This window comes from Pedobacter sp. V48 (assembly GCF_000523515.1).
Taxonomy (GTDB): domain Bacteria; phylum Bacteroidota; class Bacteroidia; order Sphingobacteriales; family Sphingobacteriaceae; genus Pedobacter.
This window is the reverse complement of the sequence record NZ_AWRU01000002.1, coordinates 285,074-305,330: the sequence shown is the minus strand read 5'-3', so window position 1 is coordinate 305,330 and position 20,257 is coordinate 285,074. Positions and strand designations below refer to the sequence as shown.

Here is a 20,257-nt window from a genome sequence, read left to right as displayed (position 1 = left end):
GTCGCGCCTTCGAAATGTCCCAGGTGCGGAAAGGTTTGTTATCCAAATTACCAAACCAAAAACGGAAATGTTCGCTATAGTAATCATAAGTGCCTCCAGGCAAAGGTCTACAATTTTGCAGTGTCTCCAACAGGCAAGTTTATTGTATAGGATTTATTGATTTTTTCAATACTCCTCTAATTGTTTAATCTGGTTGCGGTATTGGGTACGAAAAAAGAACTTTCCATACCTGTGGAATCATATTCCTTTTTATCCGAGAATCCTCCAGACTCCAATTGATTTTAGCTGCTGCAGTTTTATCCAAGTAAGTTGTAAATACCAGTTTCGGACTGATTTCACCATATCTGTCCAAAAGGGGCAGATAGGCACATATGACAGCATACTTTATTGGAAGCTTACTCTTGTACAATTCAAAATATAACTTGCTCATTCTGGAACCTATCGTATCCTTTGTAAAATTAGCATTGGGGCCTTGGTCATGATTATAACGTACGACCACTGAAGCTTCCATATTCTCCATGGTCACGGTCATCTCCCTCAAATAAGGCAGATCACTGTTATTCTTGCCGTCAAGCTGTTTTTTAATTAGCATCCTAATCTTGTCTTCAGCGCTGAGCGGCATGGACCTGTTCAGTTCTTTTCCCATTTCCGGACCCATATTTTCTGTTGAACTATTTTTGGGTTTACGGGCAGAAGTAATCCCAAGGACAATAAAGGAAAAGATGAAAAGAAGCCCAAAACTCCAGCCAATGCTTTTTCGCATTGGCTTTTTTTTGAAAAGCGGTCCAAATCTACCTAGCCTAAGGAGTCCGAGAATCAAACAAACAAGAGAAAGGAGCAGTATCCAAATTACTAAAAAGTCCATATGCTTTATTTCAAGGGCTTAATTTATCGTTGCTGCCCTATGATGACCGCTATTACAACACCAATTGACCAAAGTACTAACCCTCCATCGCGCTGGCTCGGCTAATTGAATATGACCCTTAAACTAAAACCAAAATTACTGAAAGAGGTGTTAAAGGTCTGCGAAGTATATGGCTTGGTAACGTTAGAATCATAGAACACCCGCACATTAAAACGCTGGTTAAGTACATAATCTATACTAGGCCTGAAGGTTATATTCTGCGCTCCTGATGAAACTTCTGCCTCAGTAATATCCGCACGATAAATCACAGTCTTATTGTCTCTTAATGCAATGTCTAACTTAAAGTCCATATTATTATCGGTCTTTAATCCTTTAAATAAGCCAAACGGGAATCTAAATTTATTTGTTCTGTAACCCAAACCAAAAACCATATTGTTTTCCGTTAATTGAGCCAGCTGACTGTTTGCAAGGCTTAATCCCAGCAACCTGGATCGGCCATACTCAAAATTAGCAGTCATGTTATTTTTCAACCGGGTATCAACACCAATAAGTGGGGCAAATTGTTCTGCAATGGTTACCTGTGAGTACTGGAACTTAGGCAAGAAATTTCCACCACCATCATCCTCTCTGCTAATTACAGAACCATTACTTTCCTGATACCGCAATAAAGAGTTAAAACTGTTTACACTATAAATTGAGCGATACGAATGCCTGATGTCTATCGAGTTAAACCGATCTGCAAGGAAAGCAATACGGGTTAATCCMCGGTAATTCAACCGCCAGTTCGGCAAAGGAATACTTGGAAGAGAATTCAGGTTAACTGAAGAAGCGCTTCTGCCAGAATAGGCGGCTAAAAATGCGGATACAACTACATCCTGGGCATTCTTATCGTAGCCATCTGCATAACCATCAACTATTCCCCTTGAATTTGGATTTTGTGCGCCCAAGCGTTGGGAAATCACCTGTCGGTTTGCCATGAATTGATTAAACAACTTAGAAACCGTACTGCCTGATTTTTCTGAGAACGAGGTGCGCAAAGAAATAAATGAAACACTATAATCCCCGGTTGTATATGGACTTAAATCCTCAAATGCACGACTATCACTATCATACCTGTAATTTGTAGAGAAATTCGAGGTTCTATTCTTATTTGCAGTAAGGGTAATGGTYAGATCCCGAATGGGCTCAATCAAACTGGTAAAGCTTAAATCTTCTCGTAGCGTATTCACATACAGCTGCGTTTGTAAGGTATCCGTAGTGAGCCATCCGTTATTAACGGCCATACTTCTGATGTCACGCTGACTTCCCAGCACAAATCCCAGTCCCGGAGCCCCAGTCACATCATCAATACCAAAATAATTGGTTGTAGGTAAATACCCTGGCATAAATATACCCCTGGTCTGCGTATAGGCACCTACAATATTTTTAATTCCTGTAAGTAACCCCACAAAGAATCCTGTCCCCGATTGCTTATCTGCAGTACCTGCAGCTGCCTTTCTAACAAATCCAAATTTGTTGTAAAGACTCGCAAGGTTCAGGTTTGGATTAATCTGAATGATCCTGGAATTCTGAATGGTATTTCCCAAATCAATCAGTGGATTTCTAAGTGTTGACAATGGCTCAGTCTGCCAGTTAAAGCTTGTTCCGTAACGGGTGGTCACATTTAACCAGTCCATTCCCGGGATCTTATTTAGCGGCAAATTATAAGTAACATTTAAATTGTGAGAATAGTCTGTAGTTCTGCCCAGTCGCTTTAAATTCTGCCAAAGTGTATCTCTTTTCAATCCGTCAATTCGACCCTCGGGCTCGTCAATGATAGAGTAATTGGTAGCATCAAAATCTAAGGTAAGTGAACGGGTAAAGTTCCACGAAATGCCATATACCCTGGTAACAAGGAAATTCTTATTAAACGTAGTATTTATGGGAATCGCATTATTAGGGTCATTGTTGCGCAGGCTGTTTTCCGAATAATAGCGATCCAGATCAATCCTGAAGTTTATGGAATTAGGCAATAAGCTAAAATTGATCTCTTTTAATAATGCCAGTGTATTTGATTTAATGATCTTGGCAAGCGGTTCATAACTTTTTGATTGACCTGCATAATTATAGGCCAATGATGCCCTGTAAGTCTGCTGAATATTATTCTGATTAATAAAATCTCTATGTGCAAACTTCGTATAGGCATAGCTTGCGTTCAAATTTTCTACATCCCATAGCTTAGGTTTTTTTTCAAGGTCGGTACGTTCCTTTCTTACATTTGTAAAACTGATGCTATTACGGGTGGTATAATCCTGTGCGTAATTCAGGATCTCTTTTTTCTCTGCTTTAGTAGCCCCTTCCAACGCTGTTTTTAATTCAATATCAGGTGTTCTAGGATCATACTGCGGTGTACTTATCTGACTTGAATAACTAATAAACATAGGAATCTTTACCCCCGATTTGTTAGGTAAAAACTTGCCAAGTTCCATGCTCGAAGAGATGTCAAAAAATACATTATCAGCTCTGTTTCTTTCGCTTACTCTTTTTTCCAGGGAGCCGAATCCAATCGTAGATTTACTTCCTGAAATGTTTACGTCCGCAAAATCTGCCAGTTGTGCATTCATCCTTGCAGTTGCAGCCCAGCCCCCCCTTTCATCAAACTGGGTCAACCTTAATTCGTTAAACCATATCACCGCATTTTTATCCAGTCCATCATCCTCACCAGGGTTTGCAGGGTTTCTAAGTGGATTTTTCACACCAAGCATATAAACCCTGACTTTACTCATATCAGGCTGACCCTTTATCGTAATTGTTTTCCCATTTTCAATAAATTCATAGGGGATATTTACTGGCCATGGCTGCCCGTTAAGCAGGGCCTTGTTTCTGGCTATTTTGGCTTTTTGAAAAATCTCAAGTTCAATATCCAATTTATTCTGATCCGGCCAGATGGCATAGGGATCACTTGTTCCCGGACCAGTAACCCTTAAAGGCTGTGAGTACTCGTAATAGTTATCCTGATTATCGGTTCCGATTCTTAAAAAGGCACTTAGATCATTATTATTCAATACATTACTACCAAGGGCTTCCAGGTGAATGTACATTTCCAAGTGCTTGTATGATCTAAAATCATTAATAGCGGTTTTAAATGTAGCTCTTCCGTATCCATCCCTCAAGTTTTTGATCGTTACCGCCAGCGATTGCTCATTCTGTCTGGTATCACCACGGTAATTGCTGAAATCGCGTTCTCTTTCAATGCCGGGAGGAACAACATACGGTATTGGCGTACGTTTTCCGTTTTCTTCGATGTTCACCGTAGCTACTTCTATCGTCGAATTATCCGCTCCTATTGGCTGTAGTACCGGATCAACAATTACCTGTGCAGGATCATTATTTGCATTGTACTGGCGCCATTCTCCTCTTATCAATTGAATCTTTCCAAACCTCAACACAGTGGTATCGGTATAATTGGTCAGGAACATTCTAATGAACCGGATCGACTTAAAATCCTGGATATTTCCAACCTTTTGCTGGTATTGTGCCAATGGAATTCTGATCTGATACCAGGTAACAGGCTGTGTTTGTCCATTGGCAAGTTTAACCTGCGAGGTTACCTTGTCAGTCACAAAATTCTGTCCAACCATTAAATCTCCCGGACGCATGGAGACCTTATACTGGAAATACTCGTCAGACTGGGTCATGTTATTATCTCTGTTGATGTCCTCCCCATCCGGTAAAGAAGTAGAAGCTGAATTCTCTACGCCAAAATCTTCCTGAGATTGTTCAGGGGTCTTAGAGTTCCCTTCAGTACCATTGTATCTCTGGTAGCGTTTTAAAATCCCGGCACCTGCCTGATCCAGGGCATTACTCCTGTAATAAGAATAGTCATCTGATGATGGGTCATTTTCTAATTCAGCAGCAGCATCCGGATTTAACTGCCCCTTTATTTGATTTATAAGCGAAGCGAATTTGGCACGTTCATCATTATTCGACAACCCATCCAATCCTACATCCTGGCTTCTTCTGGCGGTCGGATCATTGTCAAATGCCTGAACTACCGGTTGCAGCTTAGGTACCCTGCCCCAATTGGTTTCATCAAATTTACTCGGGTCTCCATTTGCAGGCAACCCATTTTCTAATGATTTACGCCCGTCTTTCAGAATGTCTTCTGAAATATTTCCAACATTAAAATATAAATCCCCCCCGGCAGAATTTGGTTTATAAATATTTGGGTCCATAACCCATAATTCTATAAACTCTATATTCAAAGCCTCAAAATCATTGGTTTCAATTCTTCTGAATAAACCACCCCATCTTGATTTCGGATTATTTAACAAACCATTAGAACTAAATCCGGCTGGTGCATAATTATAAGGCCCTCTCACCGTTGGATAAAAAGCAACATCTAAAGTTGGCAGGGTGATCGATTGGCCGGTACTTGTTTCTTTAAAAGGGAAAACCTCCTGCTCTATAATTTCGCGCACATAATGATTAGACAATTCTGTACGGTTACTTCTTATGCTGGCAGGTAAATTACTTGCGTTTCGGTTGTAAAAAGTCGGATCAATATTATAAAATGCGATACGCGCCCTATTATAGCCATACGCAAGGTCATTAGTCAGATTTGATTCAGGGAACAGTTGAGGGGTGCCCGACAGCTGCCATGCTACAGCACTTTTAAGATCTATTATAGATCTCGATGCTTCAAAATCATCCAGGTAACTTACCCCACCTTTTTGACCTCCAAAATTAAGCGCACTGGGGTGACCGGGTAACAATTGCGCAAACTCTCCCGAAAATGTAATGCTCGAAGGAGCTTTAGTAGAAAGGAAAGGCAACTTATCGACCAGCTTAGTTAAAAACCTTGAAGGTGAGCTATAATTAATATCCAGCCCCCATATGGTATTGGAAATCGGTTCCTCTCCAATGTTTACTTTTGGTGTTAAGGGCTTTTCTGAAAGGTTCATGATGGTACCTCCCAAATTCAGTTTATTATTTACTTTATAGTCTAGTCTTGCCCCGAATAAGGAGCGCTGCTGCAACCCAAAAAGTTCATTATTTTCTGTTGATATTCTTATCGGCTGACCTGATATTAAAATTCCTGTATTCAATATCTTCACCCTTCCTCCCTGGTAGTCTACTGTAAAATCTACTCCTTCTTGCAATGGAATTGTCCCGGCAAAAACCCTCACCGAGCCCTCCGGCACATTGATGGCATTTAAGCTAAACTCAGAGGCAATATCAGATTGGTAACTTCCTTTAATAATATACCTGTTCTGTTTGGTAAACAATTGCTGCGCAACAACCTTGGTCGAGTCATACAACGCAGTGTAGGTGTATTTATCAATAAAAGCCTGTTCGCTTGGTAAAAACTGGCTGGCCAGATCTCTTCCAAAAGGTTCAACAAGCGGAAAAATTATTCTGCCATTTAACGGGTCTATCGTAATGTATCCATTTTTTGTGTTTGAAAGCACATAGGCCGTATTTCCATTTGTATTATTGACCGTACCCGTATTGTTAAAAGCACTATTGTTTCCAAATGTGTTTGAAGCATTCTGATTAGAATTTGAGTTAAAGGGGTTGTTCTCAGCCTGGAAGTCAAAAATTCCATCTGGTTTTGCTTCATCCTGCTGATTTAAACGGTCCAAACCAGCTACCTGTATCCATAACTTATCTTTCAGTGGCCGCTTAAATTCATCCAGCTTCTCGCCTTCTGTAATAACCGGCCGCTCAATACCTGTTTTCTCGTCTATTCTAAAGATATCCAGCTTAAAGTTCTGTTGACTGATCTGGTATCCACCAATAGAATAAATGTTTTTCATCATCAGTCCCCATGTAGGCAGGTTAACTTTAGTCGTTTCATTCTTTAATAATTTTGCGAACAAAACTTTAGGGCTCCCCTGGTCAAATGGAACATCGGTAGTAAACTCACCCACCTGATATTCTACTCCATTATAGGTATAGCGATACGCAACAGCAAGCACTTCGTCTGTATTCAGGGCATTATTTAAGGAGATGTAACCCAGTTTAGGATGAAAAGTAAACTCTCTTTCAGTTAATTTTCTGGCATAAGTAAGCTTCGCGTAGTTGTCCGTACCCTTGCTTTGCTGAAAGAAAGAAATAACGGCATTAGAGTTGGTTTGTCTCGCATCTGCCGGCAACCTATCTAATAAATTATTTGAATGCCTTGGGAACTGGTTATTCTTAAATGCCGAAGGAAGGACAGAAGTTCCTCCACTCAGGGTAGTATTATACGGCTTATTCTCTCCCAAATCCATAAAGGCAAGTACATCTCTGGAATCCTGAGTATTGCCGGCCTTATTGGTCACCCAAACTTCTATTTTGGTAACGATAATACCCGAGGTGATCGTAGGTGGATTGGATAAGGCTTTGTTATAATTGTCCCTGAAATACTGGGCAAGGAAATAGTGTTTGTTTGCCTCGTAATTATCGGCGCTGATCCTATATTCGTTCTGTTGCGCACCATTATTGATCTGTATTTCTCTCGACTGTGATTTTTGCTGGGTAAAAACGGTATTTACGTTCAGTTTACCAAACTGCAATTGTGTTTTTATCCCAAATAGCGCCTGGGTACCGCTAATTAAGGTCGTATTTAAAGGAAGGCTCACATTACCCGCCTCTATTTTCTTTATAATGTCATCATCGCCACCAGTATAATCCAACTTGATCTGGTTCTCAAAATCAAATTGAGCTTCAGTATTGTAGTTCATATTGACTTTCAGCTTGGTACCGATATTACCAATAACATCCATCTGGATCCGCTGGTTAAAGTCAAAATTCCCCTGTACCCTCTGGCGTTCATTAAATAAAGGGTTTTCATTTCTGTTTATTCTACCCAAAAAAGTAAGTTCCGCTTCCCCTCGCGGTTGGATGTTAATAGTGTTCCCGCCAAATATTTTCTCGAAGGCTTTACTATTGATACTCAAACTTGGAATGATCCCCGTTCTCCTTACATCATTGATCTCCTCATTTGAAAGCGTCCTCCAGTTTTCACGCTTAATTTCACTGCTGATCAGCCGCTGATATTCGGCTATGGTTAAGTATTGAGGGGCGGCAATTAACTTATCCCCCACTAGCTGTCTTATAATATATCTTTTATTTACCGCATCATATTCAACCTCCCGTTTCACATTATCTGGCAAGGGCTTAAAGGAATTTGATAACGACCTGATACCCAGCCGCTGCTTTTCCTTTAAACCAAATAAATTTCTTGACGTATCACTGGCAGACCGCCCTACCACTACCTGAGAGACAGCATTTTTTCCCCAAAAGAGTGTACCCAAAAGGAGAGATAATATTAGCGCTAATTTGTTTTTCAAGAGCAAAAAAAGTTATAAATTTTTTAGGGCTAGCTTAATCATTTGTTCTACTGATAGATCCTGACCACCCACCTTCACTGCGTTATCGATTGCCTTTTCAGATGCAGGTTTAGCAAACCCGAGCATCATTAAAGCTGATAAAGCTTCTTCCTTTACAGTATTGTTTAAAGGGGCCGCAATTAACGACCCCGTTCCTTCTTTCTTTAATTTATCCTGCAACTCAAGCACAAGTCTTTGTGCAGACTTTACACCTATCCCCTTAATACGTTGTATAAGTGGAAGGTCACCGCTAATAATAGCAGACTGAATTTCATTAGGGGTAATAGATGAAAGCATCATTCTTCCTGTATTGGGTCCTATACCAGATACCGAAATCAAATGCAGAAATAATCTTCTTTCACCTTCATCAGCAAAACCATACAAAGTATGGGCATCTTCTTTAATATGAAGCCATGTATAGATTTTACATCGCTCCGCATCGGCAAGACTGCTGTATGTATTTANAGMTAWRWTMATATGGTAGCCTACGCCACCGGCTTCCACTACAATATACGCGGGGCATTTAAAGGTTAACTTACCATCAATATATGCAAACATATTTTATCTTTTTGAAATTCTTTTTAATAGACCTTTTTTCGGATTTGCTTCTTGTTCTTTAGCCTGTACATCTAAAACCGCAATGGTTACCATGTTTACAATTTCTCTCACTGAACTACCAAGCTGCACAATATGTACTGGTTTTTTTAGACCCAGTAAGATCGGGCCAACGGCCTCCGCCTCTCCAAGTTCCTGTAATAATTTATAAGCAATATTACCAGATTCCAGATTAGGGAAAACCAGCGTATTGGCTGGCGCGCCAATCAATCTGCTAAAAGGGAAATTGTCTTTTAACATCTCATTATTAATGGCAAAGTTACCCTGCATCTCGCCATCCACCATAATGTGCGGATATTTCTCGTGTAGTATCTTTACAGCCTTCCTGACCTTTTCTGGTACAATACCTTCATTAGACCCAAAGTTAGAGTATGAAAGTAATGCCACCCTTGGCTGTATGTTAAATTTACTTACAGATCTTTCTAAAAGCAAAGTTAAATCTACTAATTCTTCCGCAGTAGGATCAACATTAACAGTCGTATCTCCGAAAAACACAGGCCCCTTCTTGGTCATCATCATATACATACCAGCAACACGATTTACACCTTCTTCAGTACCAATAACCTGCAAAGCGGGTTTAATTGTCGACACATAATTCTTAGTCAAACCAGAAATCATTGCATCAGCTTCTCCAAACTCAACCATAGAAGCCCCAAAGTAATTCCTGTCACGCAGAAATTTGGTAGCCTCAATTAAAGTCACCCCTCTTCTTTGTCTCTTCTCATATAATGAGTTCGCATATTTACTCATACGCTGCTGCTCCTCAAAAGGGTCGATAATTGTAACGCCCTCTAATTCCAGCGCATTTTCCTCAATGATCTTCTTAATGATTTCCTTGTTTCCAAGCAGAATAGGGATAGCTATATTCTCATCTTTTACAATTTGAGCAGCCTTTAATATTTTATAGTTATCCGCTTCAGCAAACACAACGCGCTTAGGATCAGACTTAGCCTTATTTGTAATCGCACGCATAATCGCGTCATCGCCACCCAATCGGTGTTTCAATTCCTCCATATAGGCATCCCAATCGGTGATCACTTTACGCGCAACACCAGACTCAATTGCCGCCTTGGCAACTGCAGTAGATACATTCGTCATTAAACGAAGATCCATCGGTTTTGGAATGATATAATCTTTACCAAACTTAATGTTGGTTTCATTGTAGGCCATATTCACCGCCTCAGGTACTGGTTTTTTAGCCAGCTCGGCAATCGCTCTTACCGCGGCGATCTTCATGGGCTCGTTAATGGCGGTAGCCCTCACGTCAAGCGCACCTCTAAAAATATACGGGAATCCCAAAACGTTATTCACCTGATTAGGATAGTCAGAACGACCGGTAGCCATAATAATATCCTTGCGGGAATTAAGCGCCAGCTCATAAGCAATTTCCGGGTCGGGATTTGCCATAGCAAACACGATAGGATTTTTTGCCATTGATTTCAGCATATCTTCTGTGACGCAATTAGCAGACGATAAGCCAATGAACACATCACTATCCTTCATTGCCTCGGCCAGCGTATCTAACTTTCTGGAAGTTGCAAATTCAGCTTTAATTGCGTCAAGGTTCTCACGTGTATCTCTGATCACGCCAGAGCGGTCACACATCACAATATTTTCTTTTTTGGCACCTAAAGAAACATATAAGCGTGAGCAGGAAATAGCGGCAGCACCTGCCCCATTCACTACTATCTTAACCTTATCCATTTTCTTTTTTTGCAGTTCGCAGGCATTTAACAATGCCGCTGCCGAGATAATGGCAGTACCATGCTGATCGTCGTGCATTACAGGAATCTTCATTTCTTCCTTTAAACGACGCTCTATTTCGAAGCACTCAGGTGCCTTAATATCTTCTAAATTTATGCCACCAAAAGTAGGCTCAAGAGCTTTCACGATCTTAACAAAATCATCCACATTTGTGGTGTCCAGTTCAAGATCAAAAACATCAATGTCAGCAAATATTTTAAAAAGGAGACCCTTTCCTTCCATTACAGGTTTTCCTGCTTCCGGTCCAATATTACCTAAGCCCAATACAGCAGTACCATTACTAATTACAGCCACTAAATTCCCCTTAGCTGTATATTTATAAACGTCTTCAGTATTTTCAGCAATCTTTAAACATGGCTCTGCAACCCCAGGTGAATAGGCAAGCGCCAGGTCTCTTTGGGAGTTTGTGGGTTTTGTTGGGATAACCTGAATCTTCCCAGGTCGCCCCTGCGAATGGTAATCTAAAGCATYCWGSTTMMTSKTTATKNTNGTMMTAWANAYTNTYWATTKTMWRSSSYSRWASWWWCRWTWMWYTTMTTARNNCTTAWWMYARAMWWWARGMWMYTRAANNACRGAWWNCSMRYRTKWAAATGSWRTTRNGMACAAAATGAACAGGAAAATAAACAAACTGAACGCTAGCTTTTCAGGCGACTCGGGGTGTCATCATCGTTATGTGTACTATACACTTTTATTTTCTGCCCCGGTACAATCGTTAAACTTCTTAACTTATTCCAGACTTTAAGATCCTGAACCTCAACATGATATTTATTGGCAATCGCCCCTAAATTTTGTCCGGGTTTAACCTTATGGTAGAAGAAGACAGGTCTTGATTTTACATTCCTTACAGGTCGCCGCTCTTCATTTGACGCCAACACCATTTTCATGTTGGTTTCTGTTTCAGGATTCAGCACCTCGTAGATTCTGGCAAAGTTGGCCAGGCTAACTTTTGGGACAATCACACGCTTGGGCATGGATTCTGTTCCGTTAACGATCTTCTTCTTATAAGAAGGATTTAAGGTGCAAAGTTCTTCTTCATCCATATTCAAAGCGTTAGCTAAAGTAGGGATAGAAATAAAACGATTAACCTGAATCGTATCCGTAATCTTGATATAAGATGGCCGTTGTGAACTAATATGGTGTTTGTCGGAACACTTCATTACGTACACTGCAGCAATAAACGCAGGCACATAATTTCTTGTCTCGGTTGGTAAAAATCTTCTAAGCTCCCAAAAATCATTGGAGTTGGCTTTCTGCATTGCCCGCTTCACATTTCCCATTCCACAGTTGTAGGCGGCAATTGCCAGAAGCCAGTCACCCAACTCCTCATAAGCATCTCTAAAATAGGCGGCAGCAGCATAACTTGCCTGTATCGGATCCTTTCGGTCGTCAACGAAATTATCCATATTTAAGCCATACTCTCTAGCAGTACCAAACATGAATTGCCATAATCCGGTAGCACCAACCCGGGAAACGGCATGCGGGTTCATAGATGATTCTATGATTGGCAGGTATTTAATTTCCTCCGGGATATTAAGGCTTTTAAGCGCTCTTTCAAAGATCGGGAAATAATAGTCAGACATGCCCAGCATCCTGCCCATCATTTCTTTCCTTCCGCTGTAAATGTCTATGTATTTCTGTACATATTCATTGTAAGTAAGCGGGACGGTCTTCTCAATAGAATCTAATCTGCTCTTGTAGTTGTAATTATAGTTATTAAACAGGGGTGTTTCATCAACCTCAGGTACTGAAGTTGTGTCGTTCAAAATTAAGCCATGTTGTTGGGCCGATGCTGAAAAGCTAATTAATGCTAAAATGCAATAGGATACGAAGTGTACTTTTATTTTCATAGGCATTTCATTCTGCTTCCAAGGCTTTTTTAAAAAACCTCCTTAGTTTAAGCTATCATTTAAAAATGTTTGGGACAAGGAAAGCAGTTCTTCCTCCCTAAAATGTTTGGTCATCAATTGAATACTTAACGGCAAACCGTCATCATTATTGCCCAAAGGTATTGCTACCGCCGGAATCCCCGTTAAAGAGGCCAATACAGTAAATATATCTGCCATATACATCACCAACGGGTCATCTATATTGTCGCCAATTTTAAAAGCTGGTGTTGGAGTTACAGGGGTTAAAATCACATCAAACTCCTTAAGCATCTCTTCCATTTTCTCCCTGATCAACCTTCTTACCTGCTGTGCTTTTTGATAATATGCATCATAATATCCTGCACTTAAAACAAAGGTTCCCAACAATATCCTTCTTTTCACTTCTTCTCCAAAACCCTCAGCTCTTGATTTTTTATAAAGTTCATTTAAACTGCCGGCTTCCAGGTTACGGTGACCATAATGCACCCCATCATAACGGGATAAATTAGATGAAGCCTCTGCAGTAGTAAGCACATAATATGCAGGAACCAAATAGTCCAGCAAATCAAATGACACGTAATCTACTGTATGTCCCTGTGCCTTGAATCGTTCTATAGCATTCAATATCGAATCCTTAATTGCAGGATCTAATGCTTCGCTTTCCAGCGTTTCCCGTATCACTGCAATTTTCTTTTTGGTCACATTGCTTAGGGCTGCAGAATAAGCAGGTACTTCTTTCTTAGAAACTGTACTGTCATAATCATCAGCTCCGGCCAAAACCTCTAACAATATTGCCGCATCGCTAACTGAGGATGTAATGGTACCTACCTGATCAAATGAGGAAGCATAAGCAATTACTCCATATCTCGAAATACGGCCGTAAGTTGGCTTAAAGCCAATACATCCGCAAAAAGCCGCTGGTTGTCTAACAGAGCCCCCGGTATCTGTTCCTAGGGCTGACAAACATAAATCTGCCTGAACAGCCACAGCCGATCCACCTGATGATCCTCCCGCTACCCTTTCAATATCCGCAGCATTACTTACCGGGCCATAATAAGAGGTTTCATTAGAGCCACCCATAGCAAATTCATCGCAATTTAGCCTGCCAATAATAACGGCGTCTTCACTGATCAGTCTTTCTACAACGGTAGCAGAATAGGGAGATACAAAACCTTCAAGCATTCTGGAAGAAGCTGTAACCGTATGGTCTTTATAAGATATATTATCTTTTATACCAATTACCATCCCCGCAAGCTTACCCGCAGTTCCATTATCGATTTTTTCCTGTACAAGCTTAGCCTGCTCAACAGCCGAATAAAAAAACACCTCATTGAATGCATTGAGGTGTTGATGAGCTTCTATTTGCTTAAAATAATAATCTAACAACTCAGGTAAGCTGAGTTTTTTTTGACCAATAAGAGTTTGTATCTCTGTTAAGGAGCTATACTTCTTCAAATTCAAGAATACATTAAGATTAAAAATTAGGTTCTAAAACCTATAACGGTTTGTTGGTGCGGTTTCTTTCTACCGGTTCATTATCATCAACTCCGTCTTTACCATCTTTAAATTCTTTAATACCTTTTCCCAGACCTTTCATCAGTTCAGGAATCTTTCTACCTCCAAAAAGCAAAAGTACTATTACAAGAATAACGGCTATTTCCATGCCACCTAACGCGGCTGATATCGTTGTGTTTAACATGATATTTTAGTTAAAGTTTAGTTTTATCTGTTTCTATTTTTGTGTTCTCTGTCTCGTTATTCGCAGCAACAAGGTCCTGCTTTTCAAAATCCGATGACTCCCTGCTCTGCTCTACAGCTTGTGGCTCCGGAGTAGTTTCAGAAGGATGATGACGATTGGCATTGGTGTCATTAATAACCGATTCGATATCATCAACAATACCTACGGAATTTATGTTACGATGGATTTCTCTTTTAACCCCTTCTGAGGCATCTTTAAAATCTCTGATTCCTTTCCCTAAACCTCTTGCCAGTTCTGGTAATTTTTTACCTCCAAATAACAAAAGTACCACCGCAAGGATGAGCATAATCTCGCCGCCACCCATGTTCAGGAATTCTATTAACGTCCCTCTATACATTTTCTTACTGATTTATAATTAATTAATACAAATATAAACATTTATAATCCACAATATCCTATTTTGCTATCCATGCTTCAGGATTCTGTGCCGCCATCCCTCTTCTAATCTGGAATTGCAGCTGAGGTGTACCTTCGGTTGTACCCACAGTACCTATTGTTTGTTTTGTAGTCACTTCCTGGTCTTTAGATACACTAACTGATTTTAAGTTCTGGTAAACCGTGAAATATTCACCATGCTTAATCAGCACAAAATATCTACCATATTGCTCCATAACCGTAGTAACCTTCCCATTAAATACCGCACGCACAGCGGCCCCCTCAGCAGTTTCAATATTTACACCATCGTTGGTATACGATGCCTGACCTTCCATATGTCTTCCAAAACGTTCCGTAATGGAACCGGTTGCAACAGGCCACGGCAACGAGCCACGGTTACTTTCAAATTGCGATGATAACCTTGCCGCTTCCGGTGTTGCCGTCAAATATCCGCTGTTTGTTTTTGCTTTTGGCGCAGCGGCAGTCGGAGCAGGCTTATTTTCAGCTTTTGCCTTAGCGGCGGCGGCTCTTTCAGCGGCTAAACGCGCCTCTTCTGCTTCTCGTCTTGCTTTTTCAATCTCCCTTGCAATTGCTGCACGGATATTTCTATCGAGCTGGGCAGATATTTTTTTCCGCGTTGCAATATCTTGTCTATACTGCTTCTCTTCCCTGCTAAACTTATTCAGCACCTGAGACTGCTCACTCTTATTCTTACCAAGCTTACTCTTCTCCTGCTCCTGTTCATGCAAAAGATTGCTCTTCTCCTTAAGGTTTTTATCTAAAATTACGATCTTATAATTAAGATCTTTCTGCTTACCCTGTATATAGTCGGCCTGCTTTTTACGGTACTGACCAAACTGCTGCAAATATTTAATMCGCTTANTNNAWGCCWGATYAAWRNCACTKRMTGCMAAAATNGRAYNTMATSYWAWNCAWRAKMKYTSNTGWTCMRYTSKGCRMWMCTKWNTCMWAMWWSMAYAKWSWTTTTTAAGCTGCCCCAGCTGTCCCTTTAAATTATGAACAACATTAGTGTTTTCATGAATCTGATTATCAAGATTTTTCATCTCCGAATTGATCACAGAGATCTTGCTTTGCATTAATCCAATTTTGGCATTAAGTGCATTGATCTGGCTTAAAGTAAGCTTTTTGTTCTTTGCTGCTTTATTTGCATTTTTCTGCAACAAATCAATTTCGCGCTGTATGGCTTCTTTTTTTCTTTTCAACTCGGCGCTACTTTGTCCAAAAACAACAGAGGCAGATAGTAAAAATAAGAGGAGTAAAAGTAATTTGTTTAGCTTCATTACATCAAAAGTATAAAAAATCAGTTTATTACCTCGTACTTATTTGGAACATTAAACGGAAATTCAAGAGCAAGATTGCTTTCAATTTTCGAAAAGTCCAAATTGATATTAATTCTTTTGTCCCCCGCCATAGAGTTAATTTTCAGGTTGGTCGGGAAAAGAGCGCCATTAATATTCTGATATTCTCCGTATACAACCCGCAAAGATCTTCCGGAAGCAACATCATTTAAGTTGTTCTCATTAACCTTTAATAGGGTATTAAAAATCACTCTGTAAGCCAGGCCTTCGTTCACGCCACTAAGCGTCCAAACGCCATTTTCCTGTGCTACCAGGGTCTCCTGTCTAAAGAAATCTTTAACCGTATTTCCAGAGAAAATAGACTGTAACAGTTCAAAATTAACCTGCTTATTGGTATAAGTATGTACGTAGTTAAAAGGCTTCTTTAAATAAACCCCCTGTAAATTATTTCTGACCTTAATACTATCCGGAGTAATTAATGCCCTTGCCACTTCAATACCCAAAGCGGTAATACTTACCCAGATCTTTTTATTTTTCTCTATCCTGATGTTCATGTTCACATTATTTGTGTTCCCATTAATATCAAGACTGGCCTTTGCTTTAAGCGAAAGCGTACTAAAAGAAATATCTTTCGCTTTAAGCACCGTTATCGTTTCCGATCTCTTATTATCAGCCGGCGTTTCCGCTGCTGTTGGAGCTTTAACAATGGCCTTCTTGGTCTTACAAGCCATTACTACCGAAACAAGAGCAACAAATAGCAAGCTATTGAATATATTTCTTCTCATTAATCTTCTTATTTAATTTCTCTGAATCATTTCCTGCACTTTTGGCCTTTTTCCACTGTGCCAATCCCAAATCTTTATCCCCCTTCAGAAATAAAACATCACCATAGCACTCTATGTATAACGGATTTTCTGCATCCAGCTGCAATGCTGTTTTAATAGTTGTTAAAGCCAATGCATTTTGGTTATCATTTTGAAGGGCCAATGCCATGTAATAATATAAAATGGCTTGATTCGGATAAACCGACAGCGCATCATCAGCAGTTTTGATTGCCTCTTTATATAAACCAAGCGAGGTCTGTATATTCAACATCTGTTCCCATACCGCATAAAGCTGATCGGTCATCTTTAATACAGATTTGAATTGTGTCAGTGCGCCCTGCAGATCTCCTTGCTGATAAAGTACATCACCATATAAAGCAAAAACTTTAGGATCATCCGTATGAACTTTCGTTGCAATCATTGCAAGCTCAGCGGCAGCATCTACCCTTAACTGATCTTTCTTGCCTCCCAAAAGCATCACTACAATTTTAACTTTTTGGTCAACAGGCATCATAACATTCCCAAAAGCCTTTTTTAGGGAGATATGAGCTTCTGTATTATTCTTTAAAGCGCTATAAACATCAGCCATGGCCAGATCCACCTCAAAATTATCAGGTTCCAGTTCCTTTGCTTTCTTAAGTACGGCTAAAGCTTCAGCGTTCTGTTTTTTTTGTACCAGTACTCCACTTGTATATAGCAAACTCTTAACATCACTTACATTTTCAGCAAGGATCTTCTCCACCTCCTTCTTATCAAGCCCGTCACCTCTCCCCATACTAACGCGCTGTCTGGCTTCAGTTAACGCATCTGAAGGGCCAAACTTCTTTTCCAGCACATCATATCCTTTCAAAGCCGCTTCTTCTTTACCCGCCAGAAGCAAGGCATTGGATTTGTCAAAATAATACGAGTCTTCATCAGGAGAAAGCGCAATTAACTTATCAAAAACACCAACCAGATTATCCATATCTCCTTTTCGCTTATAAAGCTCCGCAAGCAATTTCCAGTACCAAATGTTATTGGGGTTCAGAAAAGTAGCTTTCTTAATGGCCATTTCCGACTCCATCAGTTTATTCTGTCTGAAATTCAGCGTAGCAATCTCAAAATAAGCAGCAGAATTATCAGGGTCGATCTTTAATAACTTATCAAAGTTCTCCGCTGCCTTCGGATAATTTTCATTTAGCTTCTCCTTTAACCCCGCAAAGAAGAGTGTTTTTATAGCCATGCTGTCCATTGCAGAAACCACAGGTTCCTGGGCAAACACCGTGGTGCTGCCAGAAAGCAATAACATTAAAAGCCACTTACCTCTTCTCATAACAAATTATTTCCCTGTATGCCCGTAACCACCGGCTCCGCGCGTTGTGTCGCTCAACTCGCCTACCGATTTCCAGCTCACCGTTTCATGTTTTGCAATAACCATTTGTGCAATCCTATCGCCATCATTCACCACAAAATCTGTATCAGATAGATTAACCAATAAAACTTTCAGTTCACCGCGATAATCTGCATCAATAGTACCCGGCGAATTCACAATACTAATTCCATGTTTATAAGCCAGGCCACTACGTGGACGTATCTGCGCTTCATAACCTACAGGAAGTTCAATATGTAAACCTGTTGGAATCAAAATACGTTGTAAARSWYKAMTCSKANTYTYAGTNTCTATAAAAGCGCGGATATCCATACCGGCAGCATGTTCAGTCTCATATTGAGGCAATGGATGTCCGGAATTGTTTATGATGTTTATGTTCATTTTTTAAATAATATAGATTTCAACTGATCCTTTTCAAAATAAATAATGCCCCCAAGGAACGCGAGTAATAATGCATTACCAATATAAATATTCCTGTTAAATACCCAAAAGGAAAGTATTACAAGAACCACGGATATAAGCAAATATGTCAAAATCTTTTTCAGATCGTAAGGAATGGGATAATATTTTTGTCCTAAAACATAAGATATTACCATCATTATAAAATAAGCCAGCATAGATACCCATGCCGAGCCCATATAACTATACTTAGGAATTAATACAAAATTCAAAACAATGGTAATGAATGCTCCAATGATAGAAATATACAAACCAAAACGGGTCTGATCAGAAAGGCGGTACCAAATAGAAAGATTCATGTAAATGCCCAAGCATACATAGCCAAATAGCAGATATGGTACAGCAGGCAAACCTACCCAGTATTCACTTTTCCGGATGAAATACTTCAGTATTTCGATATTGGCGATCAGCCCTACAAATAATAAAGCCAATGCAATCACAAAATAATGCAGGATAAGAGCGTAAGTCTTTTTCGCATTTGCATTTTTAGCATGACTAAAAAAGAAAGGCTCAGCACCCAGCCGGAAAGCCGTAATAAAAATACTGATGAAGATGGCAATTTTACAGACAGCGCCATAAATCCCAACCTGATGATCGGCAATTGCATCAGGCAATAATCTGCTCAATACAATTTTATCTAAGTTCTCATTAACTATAAAAGATAAATTAGCTACCAGAATAGGCCATGAATAAGAAAACATCTTACCGAACAACTCTTTATCAAACTTTAGCTGAAGTTTAAGAAACTCAGGAAGCAACAGCAGAAAAGTAACCAAACTGGCAATTAGGTTCGCTAAAAAAACATAGCCCACCCAAACACCCCTGTACCAGGAACCAAACCACTCAGCCAATGGCCAATCATGTTTAATAATTAAGGGAATGATATAGATAAAGATCAGGTTGAACCCTACAAAACAGCCTATATTCGAAAATTTAATCAGGCTATACTTAAATGCTTTATCGTCTGCCCTTAATTTAGCAAATGGAATTACACATATAGCATCTACAAATAAAATCCAGATAAAGAACTGTAGGTAGTGTTTATAATCACCAAGCTGATTGGGATCGTCTGTCAAGTATGACGCAATGGGATTGGAAAACACCAAACCTGTGATTAAAAACAAAATGGAGATAAAGGCTATACACAGAAAGGAGTTATTATATACCTCTTGTTTTTTATCCTCATGCTTATTCAGGTAGCGAAAATAAGTACTCTCCATTCCAAATGCCAATACCGCATTAATTAATGAAGCATAGGCATACATTGTGGTAAATATGCCATAAATACCTGCAGCAAATTTACTGGTATAAATTGGTGTGAGTATAAAATTAAACAGCCGGGAAAATACAGTACTTAAACCATAAACCGCAGTTTGCCCCAGAAACTTCTTTAATACCGACATCTACTTCTTAATGATTTCAAAATTCTGATAGTTTTTCACCTCACCGGATGTTACCTCAACATTTTCAATTTTGGCTCTGTCTGGCCCCTCATTGCACCATTCTACAAAAACTTCAAGTAAAGTATCATCACCCTCTGCTTCCAGATATAATGAACCATCTTTTTCATTCCTTACCATACCTCTAATGCCCATCTGATCAGCTACAGCCTTAGTGGTAGCTCTAAAAGATACTCCTTGCACCTTTCCTGTTATTTTAATATCTATATGTTTCGTTTCCATGTAAAC

At 39.7% G+C, this 20,257-nt stretch carries 12 protein-coding genes and 2 pseudogenes; all 14 read right to left on the bottom strand.

The annotated features are described in order from the left end of the window. Window positions 1-184 precede the first annotated feature (184 nt). Window positions 185-763 carry a hypothetical protein gene (locus tag N824_RS02650; protein WP_152541967.1) on the bottom strand — a complete coding sequence of 193 codons (579 nt, stop codon included), beginning with the start codon at window positions 761-763 and terminating at the stop codon, window positions 185-187. Between the two features lie 203 nt (window positions 764-966). Beyond that, entirely contained in the window at window positions 967-8,181 is a 7,215-nt protein-coding gene (gene sprA / locus N824_RS02645; RefSeq protein WP_084498163.1) for a cell surface protein SprA, read from the bottom strand. Between the two features lie 12 nt (window positions 8,182-8,193). Then, window positions 8,194-8,778: a Holliday junction branch migration protein RuvA gene (gene ruvA, locus N824_RS02640; protein WP_048903585.1), complete on the bottom strand. Its 585-nt coding sequence runs from the start codon at window positions 8,776-8,778 to the stop codon at window positions 8,194-8,196. A gap of 3 nt (window positions 8,779-8,781) precedes the next feature. Further along, a pseudogene (locus tag N824_RS02635) lies at window positions 8,782-11,085 on the bottom strand (NADP-dependent malic enzyme). A gap of 149 nt (window positions 11,086-11,234) precedes the next feature. Continuing rightward, entirely contained in the window at window positions 11,235-12,446 is a 1,212-nt protein-coding gene (locus tag N824_RS02630; RefSeq protein WP_048903584.1) for a lytic transglycosylase domain-containing protein, read from the bottom strand. Between the two features lie 42 nt (window positions 12,447-12,488). After that, complete coding sequence (gene gatA, locus N824_RS02625) at window positions 12,489-13,919, bottom strand: Asp-tRNA(Asn)/Glu-tRNA(Gln) amidotransferase subunit GatA (RefSeq protein WP_048903619.1); 1,431 nt, start codon at window positions 13,917-13,919, stop codon at window positions 12,489-12,491. A 40-nt stretch (window positions 13,920-13,959) separates the two neighbouring features. Beyond that, on the bottom strand, window positions 13,960-14,163 hold the full coding sequence (locus N824_RS02620; protein ID WP_048903583.1) for a twin-arginine translocase TatA/TatE family subunit: 204 nt from the start codon (window positions 14,161-14,163) through the stop codon (window positions 13,960-13,962). Window positions 14,164-14,173: 10 nt separating this feature from the next. Continuing rightward, window positions 14,174-14,560 carry a twin-arginine translocase TatA/TatE family subunit gene (locus tag N824_RS02615; RefSeq protein WP_048903582.1) on the bottom strand — a complete coding sequence of 129 codons (387 nt, stop codon included), beginning with the start codon at window positions 14,558-14,560 and terminating at the stop codon, window positions 14,174-14,176. A 58-nt stretch (window positions 14,561-14,618) separates the two neighbouring features. Continuing rightward, a complete protein-coding gene (locus N824_RS02610; protein ID WP_235206969.1) occupies window positions 14,619-15,464 on the bottom strand; it encodes a murein hydrolase activator EnvC in 846 nt (281 codons plus the stop codon). A 455-nt stretch (window positions 15,465-15,919) separates the two neighbouring features. Further along, on the bottom strand, window positions 15,920-16,702 hold the full coding sequence (locus tag N824_RS02605) for a DUF4292 domain-containing protein (RefSeq protein WP_048903580.1): 783 nt from the start codon (window positions 16,700-16,702) through the stop codon (window positions 15,920-15,922). Continuing rightward, window positions 16,680-18,053 (bottom strand): lipopolysaccharide assembly protein LapB, encoded by a 1,374-nt coding sequence (locus tag N824_RS02600; RefSeq protein WP_084498162.1) that lies wholly within the window; start codon window positions 18,051-18,053, stop codon window positions 16,680-16,682. The genes N824_RS02605 and N824_RS02600 overlap by 23 nt, the downstream gene beginning before the upstream one ends. A gap of 6 nt (window positions 18,054-18,059) precedes the next feature. After that, a pseudogene (dut, locus tag N824_RS02595) lies at window positions 18,060-18,491 on the bottom strand (dUTP diphosphatase). Beyond that, a complete protein-coding gene (locus N824_RS02590) occupies window positions 18,488-19,972 on the bottom strand; it encodes a polysaccharide biosynthesis C-terminal domain-containing protein (protein WP_084498161.1) in 1,485 nt (494 codons plus the stop codon). The pseudogene dut and the gene N824_RS02590 overlap by 4 nt, the downstream one beginning before the upstream one ends. Continuing rightward, on the bottom strand, window positions 19,973-20,251 hold the full coding sequence (locus N824_RS02585) for an acylphosphatase (protein WP_048903577.1): 279 nt from the start codon (window positions 20,249-20,251) through the stop codon (window positions 19,973-19,975). Window positions 20,252-20,257 lie beyond the last annotated feature (6 nt).